This is a genomic window from Brevibacillus brevis, assembly GCF_022026395.1.
Classification (GTDB): domain Bacteria; phylum Bacillota; class Bacilli; order Brevibacillales; family Brevibacillaceae; genus Brevibacillus.
Genome location: NZ_CP041767.1, coordinates 2610167 through 2626732 on the forward strand (window position 1 = coordinate 2610167; position 16566 = coordinate 2626732).

Here is a 16566-nt window from a genome sequence, read left to right on the forward strand (position 1 = left end):
GTTTGAATGCGCTTACATCAACGGCGGTCTTTTTTTGTTTAAAAAGCGGTTTGACTCGAATGAGTACTTTTTCCCCGGTCTGTGCATATGCTCGTACAAAGGTAGTGTCCGCAAGAGAAGTGGGAGGGGGACGAGCTATGCTGGAGCGAGGGATGGTCATACGCGGGGGAACGATTGTCACAGCACGGGGAATGAAAGAAGCAGATATTTGGATCCGTCAAGGAAAAATTGTACGAATTGCTAAAGACACCTTGACGAAAAACCCCTTCAACGATTTATTTGAAGAAATAGATGCTACCGGTATGTATCTTCTGCCCGGTTTTGTCGCACTCCTGACACATTCGTTGTATAAAATCAAAGATGTAGATGTTTATATAGCGGCCATGCGAAATCTCATCAGCACGGGATGTACAAGCCTGGTAGACGTCTTCCGGCCAGAGCGTTGGATGAGCAGACCGCAAATTCACTATCAACAAACGCAGCATTTCAACAGTTTGTTGGATTACGTTTGGCACGTAGAAATCGATGTCGCCGATCTTCATGGTGACCGCTTAGGGGAATGGATGAATCATGGCTATTCTTCGTTTCATGTCACGATTCGAAATCCAGAAGAAATTTCCACAATAAAATGGGAAACGCTTTTGCAACTTCATACGTCTAAACATACGATCCTGCACATGCAGGTACAAAATGATCCGTTTCTGAAAAAGGAACAACGGGAACTCATTCGAAAGAGTTGGCTGGAGGCTACTCGTTATTGGAGGTTGCGTACTGTCATTACTGATTCTCAAGCGGCCTTTCATTTTGAAGAAAATGACCCGTACCTGCATATCTTTCGTTTGCCGGCTGAAGTGACGGATCAAGGTCTGCGTCAATTACATCGCCAATGGTTTGGGAGCTGGCAAGTAGCATCTCCGATTCACGATGTGCGGATTGATACACGGAAGAGCTGGTGTACGCCCGAAGAATTGCTATGCTTGCTAGTCAGGCTCGCTTCGACAAATGTTGCAAAAGCAGTTGGACTGTATCCACGAAAAGGAAGCTTGACAACTGGCGCAGACGCTGATATCGTTTTCCTGAAAAAGGAAAACTGGTTGACAAAGAATGATCTTTCCACTATTCTCAATTTTAGTGAAATGCATCTTCCAACATCTGTTATGTCGAACGGTAAATGGATATATCGAAATATGCGATTTATCCCCTTGATTGGTATGGGTAAGTGTTTATTCGACACGAAGCCCTACGCTTATGTCATATAACCCCGGTTTGGGGGTTTTTTCGTGAATGGTTTCCAGTAGACAGACGTGAAAAAGAATCGTAAGGTCGCGCAACTTTTTACATCCCCAGCAGTCTAATTATGCAAAAGGCCGCTGAGGGATCGGAATCGCAAGGAGGTAATCTCTGATCATGACCGATTCCCAGCTTATCCGAGAGATTAAAGAAGGTAATCTGGAATGCTATGCTGAACTGATTCGTCGATATGAAAAAAAGATCCTCTCATTTGTCACTCATCTTTTGCGTCAGGCACATTTAGAGCATATAGCGGAGGATATATGTCAGGAGACGTTTTACAAGGCGTATAAGAGCATTCATTCTTTCCGAGATGTAGAAGCTACATTCTCCACCTGGCTCTATACGATTGCACGCAACTCCGTACTTAGTGAATTGCGCAAGAGTCGCAATTCAGACGTGTATCTGGATGATACGTTGCAAGTACCTATGGCATCTCCCAAGACACTGCCTGAGCAAGTTTTGCTCCGGAATGAACGGGAGAGCATGGTAAGACTGGCGATCAACAGCTTGCCAGAGAAGCAACGCTCTGCACTGATATTACGTGAGTACGAACAAATGGATTACACAGAAATCGCTACGATTCTGGATTTAACAGTGAGCTCTGTGAAGTCTCTACTGTTTCGAGCGCGGCAAAGTATTCGTGGACAGTTGGAAAACTACATCCTGGACCCTCATTTGGATGAAGCTGAAGGGATGAATCGATGATGAGATGTGAAGAAGTTCAGGAAATTCTGCCTGAATACGCCGAAAATCTGTTGCCTGAGGTGACCCAACGCCGGGTTGATCACCATATGGCGGCATGCTATGCCTGTCGTTCCGACTATGAGATTTGGTCGGACAGTGGTGAATGGATGGAAATGGATAAAGAAGAATACCATTCTGTAACTCCATCACGTTCCATTGTTGACGCGGTGATGGCCCGTATTTTATCGGAAGAGCAGTGGGCGATCCCGATTGGCAGAAAAATTTTCAGCGTGACAGCGAGAATGCGACGCATGGCTGCGAGTGTAGCTGTTTTGTTGCTCATGGTCTTTTCGTTCACTTTATATGTGAATACAAGCACCACGGAGCATGCGAATTCGCTCGTGATTAACGGAGAAGTTATGGAGATTAACTCGCCTAAAGCGCAAGTTATTTCTTCTTCCATGCAAACAGACGACGGTACATACGTGGTAGAAGCCCAGCCATATACAACGCAAGAAGATTCGTTGGAACATGCTACTGCTTCGATCGTACCGCTCGATGGGAAGCCGACTTCTACTGATTCAGCCAAACCGAATTACAGCATTGTACTTAGTATTTTTGGAATCCTTATTACTGTTCTTACAATGAGCTGGCTAACGCGAGCATAATGGTATATGATCAAGAGTAAAAGAAAAGACCGTCTTCGGACGGTCTTTTGTGGCTATTTTATTAGAGTGGTTGTTCAACAAGCGCGAAGAGCAACAAGGCCACGCAAAATACATATGAGGTGAAAGAAATGCCGAAAAAGTGGCTGTATGTTATAGACGAAGCGATCAAGCGGATCGAAAACGATGAAGTTGAATTGGGCTTGACCGCTCTGCAAAAGGTTCAGGAGCATGGAAAGGATTTGCCGGATGTCATGATGTATTTGGCAGAGGTCTGGTATCGACTCGGTCATTTGGAAGAGGCGAGTCAATTGCTGACAGATGTCATGGCCAAAAATCCGCAAATGGATTCTTCTTTGCGCAGAGAATGCCAGCTGCTGCTAGCGGAGATTGCTTTGGATTCCAGTGATTTTGAGACGGCGCAACATCTTCTTTATGAATGCAAAGAATCTGGCTTTGAAAGCATCCAGCTTGATTTGTTGCTAGCGGATCTGTATTCACTTCAAGATTTAGATGAAGTGGCGGTCAAGTATTTGGAGCAAGCAAGACTCAAGGAGCCAGACAACCAAGATATTATGGCAGCGCTGGGTAACTTGTATTTCCGCATTGGCGAAGACGAGAAAGCAATGAAGCTCCTGGAACAAGCCGGGGATGAAAGTCTGTCTATGCTTTTGACGAAGGGGCGCTCGTACGCACAAAGCGGTCAATTCGAACAGGCTTATCAGGTATTCCGTCAGGCGCTGGTCATGGATCGTTCGCCAGAAGTACTCTACGGTTGTGCATTGATGGCATTCCATGTAGGACGACTGGATGAAGCAGCAGAATTGGTCAGCAGTTTGCAAGCGGTTGACGAGGAGTATGTGGCTGCTTATCCGTTAGCTGCAGATGTGAATCTATCGATGGGGAAAACAGAAGCCGCTATTGAGGCGTTGAAACAATATGTGTCTTTGTCCGGTTTCGATTTGGATCAGATTCGCAGGCTGATTGCCCTTTTGACTCAAGCCGGGCGCTATGAGGAAGCGAAGGAGTACCAACAACTTCACGATTTGTGGGACCATGAATCCGACGAGGAGCAATAAAAAATCGACAAACAGGAAGTCACTTCGGTGGCTTCCTGTTTATTTTTCCGCATTTTGGCAAGAATGAGTGACAAGTAAGCCATCGTAAAGAAGGGATGCACAGATGAACTTGGCTGAGATCTTGGTTTACACCGATATCCGGCAGCTCCATCAGATTGCCAACCATTACGGATGCGAATGCAACCCTCATTCCAAAAACGAATTGATTACGTCACTGTTGTCTAGCTTGAGGCACAGGTTGACAATCTCTCAAGAAGTTGAGCAGCTGAGTAGTGTAGAAACCCATTTTTTGCTGCAATTGTTCCTGGACAAGCGTACGGTCATGTCGCTTGAGGATTTGTTGGCGAAGGCTGGAGTGGCACTGGCGTGTGAAAAGGAAAAAAAGCAGGAGGAAGGACGGAAGTTTGTCGCGGCTGCAATGAAGCGAGGATGGATTTTTCCAGCGAAAAGTAAGACAGTAGGGCAGTACCAAATTCCGCTGGACATCCGTGAGCCGTACTTGCAAGCATGGCTGACAAAGTGGCGTGAGTCAAACGCATCTTTTCATCCTGGTCCGCAAGCGTATAGGGATGAAGGAACAGCACTATGCGATGATATCATGCAATTTTTACAATTTCTCCAGCAGGAGCCAGTACCACTAACCGCAGAAGGTGGCATGTACAAGAGACATCAGCAGCAGCTTTTTCAATTTTTGTACGTAAAAGAAGAGCCGCTATTGCCGCAAAAATGGCGTTTTGGGTACGGGCTGCATTTTGATTTATACCCTGACCGCTTTTCCTTGCTCTACGATTTCTGCTATTATCACCGATGGATCGTCGAAGTCGACGGCAAAGTAGCCGTAACGGAAGCAGGAAGAGAGCGACTGGAGCAACCGTATAACGATCAATTGTACCATGATGTCATTCGCTTCTGGATGAGGCTGTACAAGCGGGCTGTCCCCAACTTGCCGATGTTGGTTCAGCTCATTCCGTTGATCGCGTCGGCTGGATGGGTAAGTCAGCAATCTCTGATGGACACGCTACTCCATTGGATGAAAGAGTTTTACTACGATTCACCCACAGATATCTTGGTGAATCGGGTATGCAAAATGATGGTGCATCTTGGATTGTTGCGCGTCGGCCAAGACGAACAGGAGCAGTGGCTATACACCGCGACGTATGCGAGCCAGACTTGGCTTCGAAAATACAATGGTTTTACCGAAACGACTATTTTATTGAAGTGAGGGATGGGTATGGAGTGGCCGAATTTCTATTCCAACGCGTACGGAACGAACAATCAAATGGTTTCCGGTTTGCTATCTGAAATGGTGATCGACGAGCAGATGCGTCAATACCGCAAGCGCACGCTGATCCAGGAGATTGATGAGGCACTTGCATCGAAAAACAAAGAGCTGTTTATGCGCTTAACAGACGAATTGAAAGAAATCATGGCTTACGAGCAAGCCTAAATACATATCGTATGCGTTATTGCGAGTCTCCAACCATTCATGGTACGCTTGTTTCCAGAAATGAACAAGGAAATGAGGAGACGGCCCTATGCAGTGGAACTTGAACGATTTTGAAAACTGGGAGGAGTTGCGATCCTTTGTGGATACCGCGCTGCTCCCTCTTTATTTGTACAGTACGGACAGAAAAGTAGAAGAGCATGTTGTTCGGATGAACTACTTGTTAAATGTAGCTGCCGGGATTGAACACCGCTTGAAGGGGCGCGTGCTGCTGTTTCCGTTAAGCTATCAAATAGGAGAAGAACAGCTGGAACAACGAACACCGGCGGAATTCCCTTATAAAGTAGTGCTTCATTTTCGCGGAGAACAGATTCAAGTAATAGAGAGGGCAGAAGAAGGCGTGTTGACGTTATTGGTAGGGGATGAAGATTTGGAATCTTCTTTGCGCTTCGAAGTGACCGTGGATGTGCTGTACAAAGAGGTCATCAAGTTGTGGCAAACTGGGCAGCGATAATCCATTTGACTAAAATAAGAGACGCAATAGAGAAAGCGTTTTCCGGTAATACTACAGAAAAATGGGTGGGGCAAGGTCTTAAATTTGACAATCTGGCAACAATATCCTGTCACACATCGTTTGTGCAAAGACATGTCCACTGGACATTCTTGACATCTTTATAGGCGTTAGCTATGATTGGGATTGACCTAGTGTATATGTATAAAAATGCCATCGTAGCGCTATTTTACAGGATAAGGAGGGAAAAAGATATGGGAGACAAACGCGAAATTTCCAGGCGTACATTTTTGAACTACGCCCTTATGGGAACTGGCGGATTCCTTGCTGCGGGAATGATCACCCCAATGATTCGTTTTGCGGTAGACCCCCTTCTGCAAGGACATGCAGGTGGAGATAAAGTAGCTGTCGGCAGTCCGGATGAGTTTAGTGCCGTGCCAAAACGCGTTGAATTCAAGGTCCATACCAAGGACGGTTGGTATGAATCAGAATCAACACTTACTGCATGGGTTACCAAGAACGACAAGGGTGAGATTCTTGCTCTGTCCCCGATCTGTAAGCACTTAGGGTGTACGGTTGACTGGGGAACTGGTGCAGGCCAACCGAATGAGTACTTCTGTCCTTGCCACATGGGTCGTTATACGATCAATGGCGAGCACATTTTGGGAACGCCACCCACGGCCTCTCTCGATGAGTATGAGACAGAAGTCAAAGATGGAAAATTGTATTTAGGTAAAGTAAAAGCAAATCCTCGTCCGGGGGTGAACGGCTAAAATGATGCAAAAAATGTATGATTGGGTCGACGAGCGCTTAAACATCACTCCGATGTGGCGTGACTTGGCTGACCACGAAGTACCTGAGCACGTGAACCCGGCACATCATTTTTCCGCTTTTGTTTACTGCTTTGGTGGACTTACGTTCTTTATTACCGTTATTCAAATCTTGTCTGGTATGTTCTTGACGATGTACTATGTACCAGACGTTATCAATGCTTACGAATCCGTTAAGTACCTGCAGAACGAAGTAGCGTTCGGGGTAATCGTGCGCGGTATGCATCACTGGGGTGCCAGCTTGGTCATCGTGATGATGTTCCTACATACTCTGCGTGTATTCTTTACAGGTGCATACAAAAAGCCTCGTGAATTGAACTGGGTAGTCGGCGTATTGATTTTCTTCGTTATGCTGGGTCTCGGTTTCACAGGTTACCTCTTACCTTGGGATAACACCGCATACTTTGCGACCAAAGTAGGTGTGCAGATCGCTGACTCTGTACCTTTAATCGGTCCATACGTGAAAACATTGCTTACAGGCGGAGACATTCTAGGAGCGCAAACGCTTACCCGTTTCTTCGCAATTCACGTGTTCTTCCTTCCAGGCGCGCTGCTTGGTCTGTTGGGAGCTCACTTTGTAATGATCCGTTCGCAAGGTATCTCGGGTCCACTATAATCGGTCTTCGAAAAAAGGAGGAAATAGCATGGCAAAACAAGATAAAGATGCTACCTTCGTCGGAGATTCCCGAGTATCGGCGAAGCGTATTCCAAACATTTCTCCATCCTACTCCGACTTTCCAGGAAAAAATGAGCCGTTTTGGCCAAACTTCCTGCTGAAAGAGTGGATGGTGGCAGCCGTTTGCTTGGTTGGTTTCCTTGTGTTAACGGTTTCACACCCGTCGCCGTTAACTGACAAAGCAAACCCGAATGATACATCATTCATTCCGTTGCCAGACTGGTACTTCTTGTTCCTGTATCAATTGCTGAAATATCCATGGGCTGCAGGGGATTGGGTCGTTCTTGGGATCGTTGTTATTCCAGGTATCGCATTTGGTGCACTGATGCTGGCTCCTTGGCTGGATACCAGCAAAGAGCGTCGTCCTAGCAAACGTCCAGTTGCTACAGGCTTGATGCTGACTGCACTCGTTGGTATTTTCTACCTGACTTGGGCAGCAAACCATGAATATCATCTGGCTCACCCAGATAAAGGTAAAGGAACTGGTGGCAAAGAGGGATCGAGTGCAACTGCACCTGCTCCAGCTGACACCAGCTTTAAAGCAGATGCGCTTTGGAAAGCGCAAACAAGCTGTATGGGGTGCCATGGTAAAAACATGGAGGGTGGCATGGGTCCAAACCTCCAAAAAATCGGCGCAACTTTGGATGCAGCCAAGATTACTGATATCATCAAGAACGGTAAAGGCGCAATGCCAGGCGGTATGATCAAAGATGATGCAGAAATCGCAAAGCTGGCTGACTACTTGGCTGGCTTGAAATAAGCTAATAGGGGAAAAGCTGGCTGGTAATGCGGTCAGCTTTTTCGTTAGCGGCGTACACAGCGGGAGACGATTATAGATGATCTGGATATGGGAGTGGTTTCGGCAATCTTTGGGCAAAAGGTGGTTTCTTTGGACGCTGTTCGTCGTCAACTTTTTAGGAACCATATATGGATTCATCTGGTATGGTAACCAATTGGCTGAGACACCAGCATATTTGATTCCTTTTGTTCCGGACAGCCCGACAGGTAGCGGACTTTTTTCGCTTGTACTCCTTACCTATTTGTTGGGTCGCCACATTCCTGTACTGGAAGCTTTGGCTGGCATCACCAATTTTAAGTATGGTGTCTGGGCCGTCTGCATTATCGTGGCTGGTTGGATGATGGGCAATGAAGTGCGTTGGACAGACGTGATGCTGATTATTTCCCACACGGGCATGGCTGTGGAATCTGTTTTGTACGCACGTTTTTACAAGCTAAGTCTTCTGCCGGTGGGAATCGCTGCGCTGTGGACACTGAATAATGATTTTCTCGATTACGTCATGGATATCCATCCGTGGCTGCCGAGTGTGCTGGATCCGTATGAGGGTTTCGTAGGTTTGTTTACGGTTCTTCTCAGTCTGATCTCGATCTCGGTGATCTGGTGGGTAAACATGAAGTATACGACAAATAAGGTCTAATCTTGTCCTCCTTTCCATAGTCTGTACTAGGGAAGGAGGTTATTTGCGTTGAAGAAAAATATCCGGTTTTTATTATTCTTTCTCATGATCGGGTTGTTCTTGTCGTGGCCCATTCATAACTTGTACTCGAAGCTAAATCAACCGATAGAACAAAAGCAGTTGGCAGCATTGGATCAAATTGCGCATGAGTTCCTGACGTATGCAAAAAAGGGAGATCTTGAAGGCGCAGAGCAGCGCATCGTCCAGCTAGCAGACCGATTTCCGAACCAGCATTTGCCCAATCCGATACGTATTGAGAGTCTGAATGCAGTGACCCAGTCTATATTGGCAGCCAAGCAAAGCTTTGCTTCCGCAAATGCAAGTGAACAGCAATTGCTGTGGCATGCCACGCGGGTCCGTATCGCCATAGACGCCCTTACCCATGATCACCAGCCGATGTGGCGTAGCTACTATCCTTCTCTCGTAACACAGGTCCAAAACCTGCAGCTATCCGCTGTTGAGCGGAATTTCAGTCAGTTTCGCGAACAGTTCGATGAGAACTACCGGTTATTTTTGGCCATCAAGCCGGGGATGAGTATTCAGCTTCCAGAGGGGCAAATGTCCTCGATTACGGTTGCGTACGATATCATATCCAAAGAGATGCGGAACACCCAAGTAGATTGGCAGCTGGTTCGAGAGGCATTGCGAGAATTGAACAGCTCCTTTCAAGTGGCTTTTGTGGGAGAAGAGAAGAGTACGCTTGCTCGTTTGATGATGCGTCCAGACTCTCCGATTGTTACTCTCGCTTCTATCATGATAGCTTTGATCATGGCCTTGTCTTATGTGGCATGGAAGAAATACAACGGAGAAATCCGTTCGACCTAATAGGTGCAAAAAGGTGCAAAAACCCTTGCCTGTACGAAAAGGCAAGGGTTTTTCTGTGCTGCTTCATGTTAATCGTGAAGCGGTTTCTTGTTTTCATCAAGGGTGAAGCCTTCTCCGAGAACTTCATGCACATCATTAACGATGACAAAAGCATGCGGATCAATTTCTTGCACAATGGTTTTAAAACGCATGACTTCGTTTCGGCTGACAACAACATAGATGACTTTCTTTTCCTCGCCAGAGTAGGCGCCTTTACCGGCTAAGAGTGTCACACCACGACCTACATCGAGAATGTGCTTGGCGATGCTATCTGCTTCGTTGGAGATGATTGTCAATGCTTTTCCTGCATAAGCGCCATCTTGGAAAAAGTCGATGACACGTGCTGCGATAAAGACGACGACAAGGGTGTACATGGCGCTTTCTAGGTTCAAATAGACGAGGGACGCCCCAATGACCAAGATGTCTCCGAAGAACAACGTCCTTCCCATACTGATACCCATGTATTTCTGAAGGAGTCTGGCAATGATGTCCACACCGCCGGTCGTTCCGCCGTACCGGAAAATAATCCCTAAGCCGACACCAACAGCTACCCCGGCATACAGGGAAGCAAGCAAGCGATCTTTCATTGGCAACGGAAGCACGCCATCAAATAAGGATAAAAAGACGGAAAGAGAAACCGTTCCCAAAATCGTGTAGAAAAAAGAGGTTCGTCCAAGAATTTTCCAGCCCAAGAAAAATAACGGTACGTTCAGGACAAAGAAGACGATTCCCTGATCCACAACAGGAACTAACAGCTTGATCAAAATACTGATACCGGTGATACCGCCCTCAGCTAGATGATTGGGAATGTTGAACGCGTTAATACCAAATCCCATAATGGCAGAACCGATGATAATGGCAATGATACTGTCAAGACGAATTTTCATATTTCCTCCTGTTCGCCGGACCAGGAAAAGGCTTCCCCCCGGACTTGATGTGCAGGTAATACTTGTGTTACCTGAGGGCTATCCGAAAGCCATTATAAATGAACGCTCGTTTGATTGTCCATATGCTGGAAAGACGAAGTATTGTGATTTGGCAAACGAAGCCTTTTTTAGTACGATAGGTGAAAGAGAGAAGAATGTGAAAAAGGAGTGGTCGGATGGAACGGCAAAAGACTATGCAAGAGATGCAGCAAGAAGTTGATCAATACATATCGCAATTTAAAGAAGGATATTTTTCTCCGCTGTCCATGCTGGCTAGAATGACAGAAGAAGTAGGCGAATTAGCCAGAGAGATTAACCATTTTTATGGAGAAAAACCGAAGAAAAAGGACGAAGGCGAAAAAACAGTAGAGGAAGAGCTGGGTGACGTACTCTTCATTGTAATTTGTTTCGCAAACTCACTCGGAATCGATTTGCAGGAAGCGTTTGATCGTATTATGCACAAGTTTAATACACGCGATAAAGATCGCTGGACAAGAATAGAGGAGAACGAGCAGCATGACTAAACAAATTCGTGTAGCAGTTGCTGGCGCAAATGGTCGAATGGGGCAAGAAGTAGTGAAAATGCTAGCGCAGGATACCGCGCTCGTTTTTACAGGCAATTTGGATACGCGTGTGAGCGAAGAGGGAATCAATCAACAATTGGACGAAATGAAGCCAGATGTTTTGGTAGACTTTACGACACCGCATACGGTGTATCGTCATATGGAGCTCTGTCTGGCTCGTGGTGTGCGACCGGTGGTTGGTACAACAGGACTGACAACAGAGCAGCTACAAGAGATGACGGAGCGCTATAGAGAAGCGGGACTGGGCGCCATCATTGCTCCGAATTTTGCAATCGGAGCGATTCTATGTATGAAGTTTTCCGCAATGGCAGCAAAATATATGCCACATGTGGAAATTATCGAGCTGCATCATGACCGAAAGCTGGATGCGCCAAGCGGAACTGCATTGAAGACCGCCGAGATGATTGCAGCGGTTCGTGAAGAGCTCAAGCAAGGGCATCCTGAAGAGGTAGAAACAATTCCAGGCGCTCGCGGAGCAGATTACGAAGGCTTCCGAATTCACAGTGTCCGCCTGCCAGGCATGGTCGCCCATCAAGAGGTTTTGTTTGGGGCAACAGGCCAAACGCTGTCCATACGCCATGATTCGATTAACCGGGAATCTTTCATGCCAGGGGTAAATATGGCTATTAAAGCCGTAATGAATATGAACGGATTGATTTACGGATTGGAACATCTGATTGATTAAACGTTTGATTAACATACACACGATACCCAGCCATAAAGGGAGAGGTTTTCTTGAAAATTGCATTGATTGCCCATGATCGAATGAAAGAACAGATTGTGCAACTAGCGATGGCCTATGAATCCATTTTGGCAAAGCATGACCTGTATGCCACAGGAACAACTGGGTCGCGAATCATGGAAGCTACGTCGCTTTCCCTAACCCGATTTCTTTCAGGGCCATTAGGAGGCGATCAACAAATCGGTGCGATGATCGCCCGCAATGAGATGGATTTGATTATCTTTTTGCGTGATCCGCTTACCTCTCAACCGCATGAACCTGATATTATCGCACTGCTTCGACTGTGTGATGTGCACAAGATACCGTTTGCCACCAATCTCGGTTCGGCAGAAATCATGCTGAAGGCCTTGGAAATGGGACAACTGGATTGGCGCGAAGTGGTGCGTGAGGAGAATGAAGCATGAGTTCACTCGATATTTTGGCAATCGGCGCTCATCCTGACGATGTCGAGATCGGAGCGGCAGGCAGTCTGATATTGGCAGCTAAAGAGGGAAAGCGCGTGGGGATTCTCGACTTGACCTACGCAGAATTGTCTTCGAATGGAACGGTGGAGAGAAGGCAACAAGAAGCGGCTGCGGCTGACCAAGTGATGGGAGTGGCTGCACGCTTTAATTTTGGACTGCCTGATCGCGGCTTGGAAGCAGTCAGGGAAAGTGCGATTGAACGTGTCGTAAAGCTCATTCGTGAAACACGCCCAGCCATTGTGCTTGCGCCTTATCACGCGGATCGTCATCCAGATCACGAAAGCGTAAGTCGGATCGTTCGCGAAGCGGTGTTTAATGCGGGTATCCGCAAGTATTTGCCGGAGCCTTCTTTGCCTGCCTATCGCCCATCGCAATTTCTTTACTATTTTATTAATTCCACTGTCACGCCACAGGTTGTCGTGGATATCACTGCTGTTTATGAGCAAAAAATGGAAGCGCTGCGTTGCTATCGCAGTCAGTTTGAGCTTGAAGAAGGTAGTGTCCAAACACCACTTACCAACGGTTATCTGGAGTCTGTTGAGTATCGAGAGCGACTGTTTGGTCAGCAGGCTGGTGTAGCCTACGCAGAAGGATTTGTCAGTGCAGCTCCGTATGTATTAAAGAGCTTGTGAGAAGGGGTGACACTGTATGAAGATCGGGATTACTTGCTATCCGTCATTGGGCGGATCGGGCGTAGTAGCCACAGAGCTGGGCAAGCTATTGGCTGAGCGAGGACATCAAGTCCATTTCATTACAGGTGGAATGCCATTTCGTTTAGGCGCGTTTCACCCAAACATTTTCTATCATGAAGTAGAAGTGAACAACTATGATGTTTTTAAATATCCACCCTATGACTTGACCTTGGCGAACCGAATGGCGCAAGTGGCGAAAAATGAAAGCCTGGACTTATTACATGTGCATTATGCTGTGCCACATGCATTGTGTGCGTTCCTCGCCAAGCAAATGGTAGGGGATCATTTGAAAATTGTGACCACACTGCACGGGACGGATATTACTGTTCTGGGTTATGATTCGAATTTGAGTGATATGATCCGCTTCGGCATTGAGCGAAGCGATTTGGTAACAGCGGTGTCCAATGATTTGATCAGGCAGACAAAAGAGCTGCTGCATACTGAAAAAGAAATTGTTCCTGTGTATAACTTTGTAGACAAGCGGCGTTATTACCCGAAAGAGGTTACGAAGCTGAAAAAGGTATTTGCACCGAATGGTGAAAAAATTCTTATGCACATTTCCAATTTCCGTCCGGTCAAACGAGTGCCGGATGTGATTGAAATATTTTCGCGTGTACGTGAAGAAGTGCCTTCCAGACTGATCCTTATTGGGGAAGGTCCCGAAATGGGGCTGGTCCGCAAGATGATTGCCGAGCTGGGTCTGAATGACGATGTATGCTTCCTCGGCAAGCAGGAAGACGTCGCCGAGGTATTGTCAATGGCAGACATTATGCTGCTTCCATCAGAAAAGGAAAGCTTCGGTCTCGTCGCACTTGAAGCAATGGCTTGCGGTGTGCCAGTCGTCGCAACAGTGGCAGGTGGTTTGCCTGAAGTTGTACTGGATGGTGTGAACGGCTACTTGCGTCCAATAGGCGACGTGGAAGGCATGGCGAAAGAAACGATACGTCTCTTGCAAAACGAAGAGCTCTACCGCGAATTCTCCGCAAATAGCATTGAGCGATCCTGCAAAACGTTTTGTCACGAAACGATTGCTTCGCAGTATGAAGCACTGTACGCCAACTTGCTGGCAAGCAAAACTGAAGAAAACCTAAGTTTTTGAACGTAAGATGGAGCTTTTAGCTAGCTGATGCACCTTGGATATAAAAATAAACAATCCATACAAAACTCTCATGATAAACGCCTCCTTGAGTAGATCAGGCGGAGCAAACCAGAAAGGGGGGATTGGATTGGCGATAGAATTGGCTAAGCGTGTTCTCGACAGATTGGAGGAACACGGTTTTGAAGCTTACTACGTGGGTGGTTGCGTCCGCGATTGGCTATTACAACGACCTGTTCATGATATAGATATATGTACGAATGCCCATCCCGGCGACGTCATCCGATTGTTTCCCGATCATGTCCCGACTGGTCTGAAACACGGTACTGTATCTGTAAAAGTCGAGGGGCAGCTGTTCGAAGTCACCACGTTTCGGACGGAAGGAAAATATGAAGATTACCGTCGACCCGCTGAGGTTCAATTCGTTTCGGAACTTCGGCTCGATCTGGAGCGACGGGATTTTACGATGAACGCAATGGCGATGGATCGTCATCAAGTATTGCACGACCCGTTCGGTGGACAAGAGGATATGGAGCATCGGCTGGTTCGTGCTGTAGGCATTCCGCTAGAGAGATTTCAGGAGGATGCCCTTCGGCTTTTACGGGGTGTGCGATTTGCTTCCCAGTTAGGTTTTGCTATAGAAGACCAGACCATGCTCGCCATGAAACAGACTGCGCCATTGTTAGCTCATATTGCTGTGGAACGCATACGGGAAGAGCTGAATAAAACGCTCGACAGCAAAGCCCCAGAGGTTGGTTGTCAGTTGTTGAATGAAACGAGGCTCATGGCTTATGCCCCTGAGGTAGAAAAACTGTTCATCTTCTCGAATGAGCATGCTTGGCGGCTCCGTCATTTGCAAACCGTGACGCAAAAATGGTCGTTGCTACTGTTTGCAGCGAAATATTCGCCTGTGCAATCGCGTGAAGTATGCCAATTCCTCAAAATGTCCAAACGCGAAACAGAAGCAATTTGTTGCTTGGTTGAGCTTTTGACGCGATTGCAGCCGCAATGGGATGTCCCCCAAGCGATGGAGTGGGGGCCATTGCTGCTTGAAGTCGGGTGGGACACTTGCAACGAGTTTTTCCTTTTATTGCAAGCGTGTTGGTGGAAGGAGAGGCATTCGTTTTCGAAGCAAGCACTCCTCGATCAATACGAAAACATGCCTGTCAAAACCATCAAGGATTTGGCAATTACGGGGCTTGACCTGCAAGTAGCCGTTCAGAAAAAGCCCGGCGAGTGGATTGTCCGCGTCTTGGAATCGTTGCTTAGACAAACGGCACTGCATGGTTTACCAAATACACCAGAAGCACTCGTCGAAGTTGCAAAGAAAGAGGTTGCACAAGATGAACATTAAGCAAGTCATCCTTCAAGCATTCCGTGATCAGCCAGGCAGTTTCATCTCTGGTGAAGAATTGAGCCAAACATGCGGTTGCTCCAGGACGGCGGTTTGGAAACATATCGAAGAGCTGCGCCGGGATGGTTACGAGGTAGAGGCGGTGCGAAAATCGGGGTATCGCCTGTTGGTTGCCCCTGATCGCTTGTCAGCAGCAGAAATCATGGCTGGATTGGAAACGAACCGGATTGGTCAAAATGTCATCGCTTACGATGAGGTGGTATCTACACAGCCACTTGCACACGAGGCTGCGGCAAAAGGGGCAGTAGAAGGTACGATTGTACTGGCAGAGCTGCAAACAGGTGGGAAAGGCAGACTCGGTCGCCCCTGGCATTCTCCGAAAGGAACGGGGATCTGGATGAGTTTGATCATTCGACCTGCGATTCCGCTACCAAAGACACCTCAGATGACGTTGCTAACGGCGGTTGCTGTAGCGAGAACGATCCGGGAAGAGACTGGGCTCCCTGTCAAAATCAAATGGCCGAATGATATTTTTATTGGTGACAAAAAAGTATGCGGGATTTTGACAGAACTCAATGCCGAATCTGATCGGGTCAATTATTTAGTGATCGGAATCGGGCTCAATGCCAACAGTATCGAGGCGGATTTTCCATCTGACTTGGCACAGATTGCCACTTCACTTCGAATTGAATCTGGCGAGCCACTGAAGCGCGTTTCGTTTATTCAACGGCTCTGCCGAATTTTTGAAGAAGAGTACGACCACTATTTGCAGGCTGGCTTCGAGCGTGTCAAACAAGAGTGGGAGAATCATTCGTACACCATTGGCAAATGGGTGACCCTCCAGACGATTTCACAACAGCTGGAAGGTCGTGCCGTTGGCTTGGATGAAGAAGGGGTACTCAAAGTCGAGGATCAGACTGGACAGATTCACAAAGTTTATTCGGCTGATGTCAATTATCGTGCAAATGATTAAATCATTTGCTATACTCCAATTTGGAGGCTGTATCACCTGGTGAACGGTACTCCCGGAGTATTTTTGTATCTATCGTGTAATCTTAAATCAATACGTGTAAGGACAAAAATCTGCTCAGAGCCTGTGTGGACCGAGACAGAAGGAATCCGCTAACGCAAAATGTCTTTTTGACATGGACAACCTTCTCCCGATTGACGCGAGAAGGTTTTTTTAT

General features: G+C 47.0%; 20 protein-coding genes. 19 read left to right on the forward strand and 1 reads right to left on the reverse strand.

Annotated elements, in window-relative coordinates:
* The first annotated feature begins 137 nt into the window (after positions 1–137).
* From FO446_RS12950 to FO446_RS13005, 12 genes are all read left to right on the forward strand, one after another.
* Positions 138–1259, forward strand: a complete 1122-nt coding sequence (locus tag FO446_RS12950; protein ID WP_221867101.1) for an amidohydrolase family protein — start codon at positions 138–140, stop codon at positions 1257–1259.
* Positions 1260–1407: 148 nt separating this feature from the next.
* Entirely contained in the window at positions 1408–1998 is a 591-nt protein-coding gene (locus FO446_RS12955; RefSeq protein ID WP_007716581.1) for an RNA polymerase sigma factor, read from the forward strand.
* Entirely contained in the window at positions 1995–2645 is a 651-nt protein-coding gene (locus FO446_RS12960) for a zf-HC2 domain-containing protein (RefSeq protein ID WP_173609496.1), read from the forward strand. Before FO446_RS12955 ends, FO446_RS12960 begins: the two co-directional genes overlap by 4 nt.
* A gap of 128 nt (positions 2646–2773) precedes the next feature.
* Positions 2774–3721: a tetratricopeptide repeat protein gene (locus tag FO446_RS12965; RefSeq protein ID WP_173609495.1), complete on the forward strand. Its 948-nt coding sequence runs from the start codon at positions 2774–2776 to the stop codon at positions 3719–3721.
* Between the two features lie 103 nt (positions 3722–3824).
* A complete protein-coding gene (locus FO446_RS12970; protein WP_237900797.1) occupies positions 3825–4943 on the forward strand; it encodes a hypothetical protein in 1119 nt (372 codons plus the stop codon).
* A gap of 9 nt (positions 4944–4952) precedes the next feature.
* Positions 4953–5168 carry an IDEAL domain-containing protein gene (locus FO446_RS12975; protein ID WP_173609493.1) on the forward strand — a complete coding sequence of 72 codons (216 nt, stop codon included), beginning with the start codon at positions 4953–4955 and terminating at the stop codon, positions 5166–5168.
* A gap of 88 nt (positions 5169–5256) precedes the next feature.
* Complete coding sequence (locus FO446_RS12980) at positions 5257–5679, forward strand: DUF2487 family protein (RefSeq protein WP_232773192.1); 423 nt, start codon at positions 5257–5259, stop codon at positions 5677–5679.
* Positions 5680–5930: 251 nt separating this feature from the next.
* Positions 5931–6449 carry a Rieske (2Fe-2S) protein gene (locus FO446_RS12985; protein ID WP_173609491.1) on the forward strand — a complete coding sequence of 173 codons (519 nt, stop codon included), beginning with the start codon at positions 5931–5933 and terminating at the stop codon, positions 6447–6449.
* Between the two features lies 1 nt (position 6450).
* Positions 6451–7122: a menaquinol-cytochrome c reductase cytochrome b subunit gene (qcrB, locus tag FO446_RS12990; protein ID WP_007716591.1), complete on the forward strand. Its 672-nt coding sequence runs from the start codon at positions 6451–6453 to the stop codon at positions 7120–7122.
* Positions 7123–7150: 28 nt separating this feature from the next.
* A complete protein-coding gene (locus FO446_RS12995) occupies positions 7151–7942 on the forward strand; it encodes a menaquinol-cytochrome c reductase cytochrome b/c subunit (RefSeq protein WP_173609490.1) in 792 nt (263 codons plus the stop codon).
* 76 nt (positions 7943–8018) lie between these two features.
* Positions 8019–8618, forward strand: a complete 600-nt coding sequence (locus FO446_RS13000) for a DUF1405 domain-containing protein (protein ID WP_017248137.1) — start codon at positions 8019–8021, stop codon at positions 8616–8618.
* 48 nt (positions 8619–8666) lie between these two features.
* The gene (locus FO446_RS13005; RefSeq protein WP_173609489.1) at positions 8667–9482 is read left to right on the forward strand and encodes a sporulation protein YpjB; all 816 of its coding nucleotides are present in this window, start codon (positions 8667–8669) and stop codon (positions 9480–9482) included.
* Between the two features lie 68 nt (positions 9483–9550).
* Here the strand turns inward: FO446_RS13005 and FO446_RS13010 are convergent, their stop codons facing one another.
* Positions 9551–10408, reverse strand: coding sequence for a YitT family protein (locus FO446_RS13010; protein ID WP_173609488.1), 858 nt, complete (start codon positions 10406–10408; stop codon positions 9551–9553).
* Between the two features lie 215 nt (positions 10409–10623).
* On the opposite strand from FO446_RS13010, the gene FO446_RS13015 reads away from it, so the two are divergent.
* From FO446_RS13015 to FO446_RS13045, 7 genes are all read left to right on the forward strand, one after another.
* On the forward strand, positions 10624–10971 hold the full coding sequence (locus FO446_RS13015; protein ID WP_016740047.1) for a nucleotide pyrophosphohydrolase: 348 nt from the start codon (positions 10624–10626) through the stop codon (positions 10969–10971).
* Positions 10964–11716: a 4-hydroxy-tetrahydrodipicolinate reductase gene (dapB, locus tag FO446_RS13020; protein WP_173609487.1), complete on the forward strand. Its 753-nt coding sequence runs from the start codon at positions 10964–10966 to the stop codon at positions 11714–11716. Before FO446_RS13015 ends, dapB begins: the two co-directional genes overlap by 8 nt.
* Before the next feature lie 50 nt (positions 11717–11766).
* The gene (locus FO446_RS13025; RefSeq protein WP_173609486.1) at positions 11767–12177 is read left to right on the forward strand and encodes a methylglyoxal synthase; all 411 of its coding nucleotides are present in this window, start codon (positions 11767–11769) and stop codon (positions 12175–12177) included.
* Positions 12174–12869, forward strand: coding sequence for a bacillithiol biosynthesis deacetylase BshB1 (bshB1, locus tag FO446_RS13030; RefSeq protein WP_221867099.1), 696 nt, complete (start codon positions 12174–12176; stop codon positions 12867–12869). Before FO446_RS13025 ends, bshB1 begins: the two co-directional genes overlap by 4 nt.
* Positions 12870–12885: 16 nt before the next feature.
* Positions 12886–14028, forward strand: coding sequence for an N-acetyl-alpha-D-glucosaminyl L-malate synthase BshA (bshA, locus tag FO446_RS13035; protein ID WP_237900799.1), 1143 nt, complete (start codon positions 12886–12888; stop codon positions 14026–14028).
* Between the two features lie 127 nt (positions 14029–14155).
* Positions 14156–15379, forward strand: a complete 1224-nt coding sequence (locus FO446_RS13040; RefSeq protein WP_237900801.1) for a CCA tRNA nucleotidyltransferase — start codon at positions 14156–14158, stop codon at positions 15377–15379.
* Positions 15369–16352 carry a biotin--[acetyl-CoA-carboxylase] ligase gene (locus FO446_RS13045; protein ID WP_173609482.1) on the forward strand — a complete coding sequence of 328 codons (984 nt, stop codon included), beginning with the start codon at positions 15369–15371 and terminating at the stop codon, positions 16350–16352. Before FO446_RS13040 ends, FO446_RS13045 begins: the two co-directional genes overlap by 11 nt.
* The last annotated feature ends 214 nt before the right edge of the window (positions 16353–16566 follow it).

Bases quoted from the DNA above. Each gene is read 5' to 3' on its own strand.
- FO446_RS12965 (WP_173609495.1), top strand. From the start codon at position 2,774: ATGCCGAAAAAGTGGCTGTATGTTATAGACGAAGCGATCAAGCGGATC.
- FO446_RS12960 (WP_173609496.1), top strand. From the start codon at position 1,995: ATGATGAGATGTGAAGAAGTTCAGGAAATTCTGCCTGAATACGCCGAA.
- qcrB (WP_007716591.1), top strand. From the start codon at position 6,451: ATGATGCAAAAAATGTATGATTGGGTCGACGAGCGCTTAAACATCACT.
- bshB1 (WP_221867099.1), top strand. From the start codon at position 12,174: ATGAGTTCACTCGATATTTTGGCAATCGGCGCTCATCCTGACGATGTC.
- FO446_RS13045 (WP_173609482.1), top strand. From the start codon at position 15,369: ATGAACATTAAGCAAGTCATCCTTCAAGCATTCCGTGATCAGCCAGGC.
- FO446_RS12980 (WP_232773192.1), top strand. From the start codon at position 5,257: ATGCAGTGGAACTTGAACGATTTTGAAAACTGGGAGGAGTTGCGATCC.
- FO446_RS13015 (WP_016740047.1), top strand. From the start codon at position 10,624: ATGGAACGGCAAAAGACTATGCAAGAGATGCAGCAAGAAGTTGATCAA.
- FO446_RS12955 (WP_007716581.1), top strand. From the start codon at position 1,408: ATGACCGATTCCCAGCTTATCCGAGAGATTAAAGAAGGTAATCTGGAA.
- dapB (WP_173609487.1), top strand. From the start codon at position 10,964: ATGACTAAACAAATTCGTGTAGCAGTTGCTGGCGCAAATGGTCGAATG.
- FO446_RS12985 (WP_173609491.1), top strand. From the start codon at position 5,931: ATGGGAGACAAACGCGAAATTTCCAGGCGTACATTTTTGAACTACGCC.
- FO446_RS12970 (WP_237900797.1), top strand. From the start codon at position 3,825: ATGAACTTGGCTGAGATCTTGGTTTACACCGATATCCGGCAGCTCCAT.
- FO446_RS12975 (WP_173609493.1), top strand. From the start codon at position 4,953: ATGGAGTGGCCGAATTTCTATTCCAACGCGTACGGAACGAACAATCAA.
- FO446_RS12950 (WP_221867101.1), top strand. From the start codon at position 138: ATGCTGGAGCGAGGGATGGTCATACGCGGGGGAACGATTGTCACAGCA.
- bshA (WP_237900799.1), top strand. From the start codon at position 12,886: ATGAAGATCGGGATTACTTGCTATCCGTCATTGGGCGGATCGGGCGTA.
- FO446_RS12995 (WP_173609490.1), top strand. From the start codon at position 7,151: ATGGCAAAACAAGATAAAGATGCTACCTTCGTCGGAGATTCCCGAGTA.
- FO446_RS13010 (WP_173609488.1), bottom strand. From the start codon at position 10,408: ATGAAAATTCGTCTTGACAGTATCATTGCCATTATCATCGGTTCTGCC.
- FO446_RS13000 (WP_017248137.1), top strand. From the start codon at position 8,019: ATGATCTGGATATGGGAGTGGTTTCGGCAATCTTTGGGCAAAAGGTGG.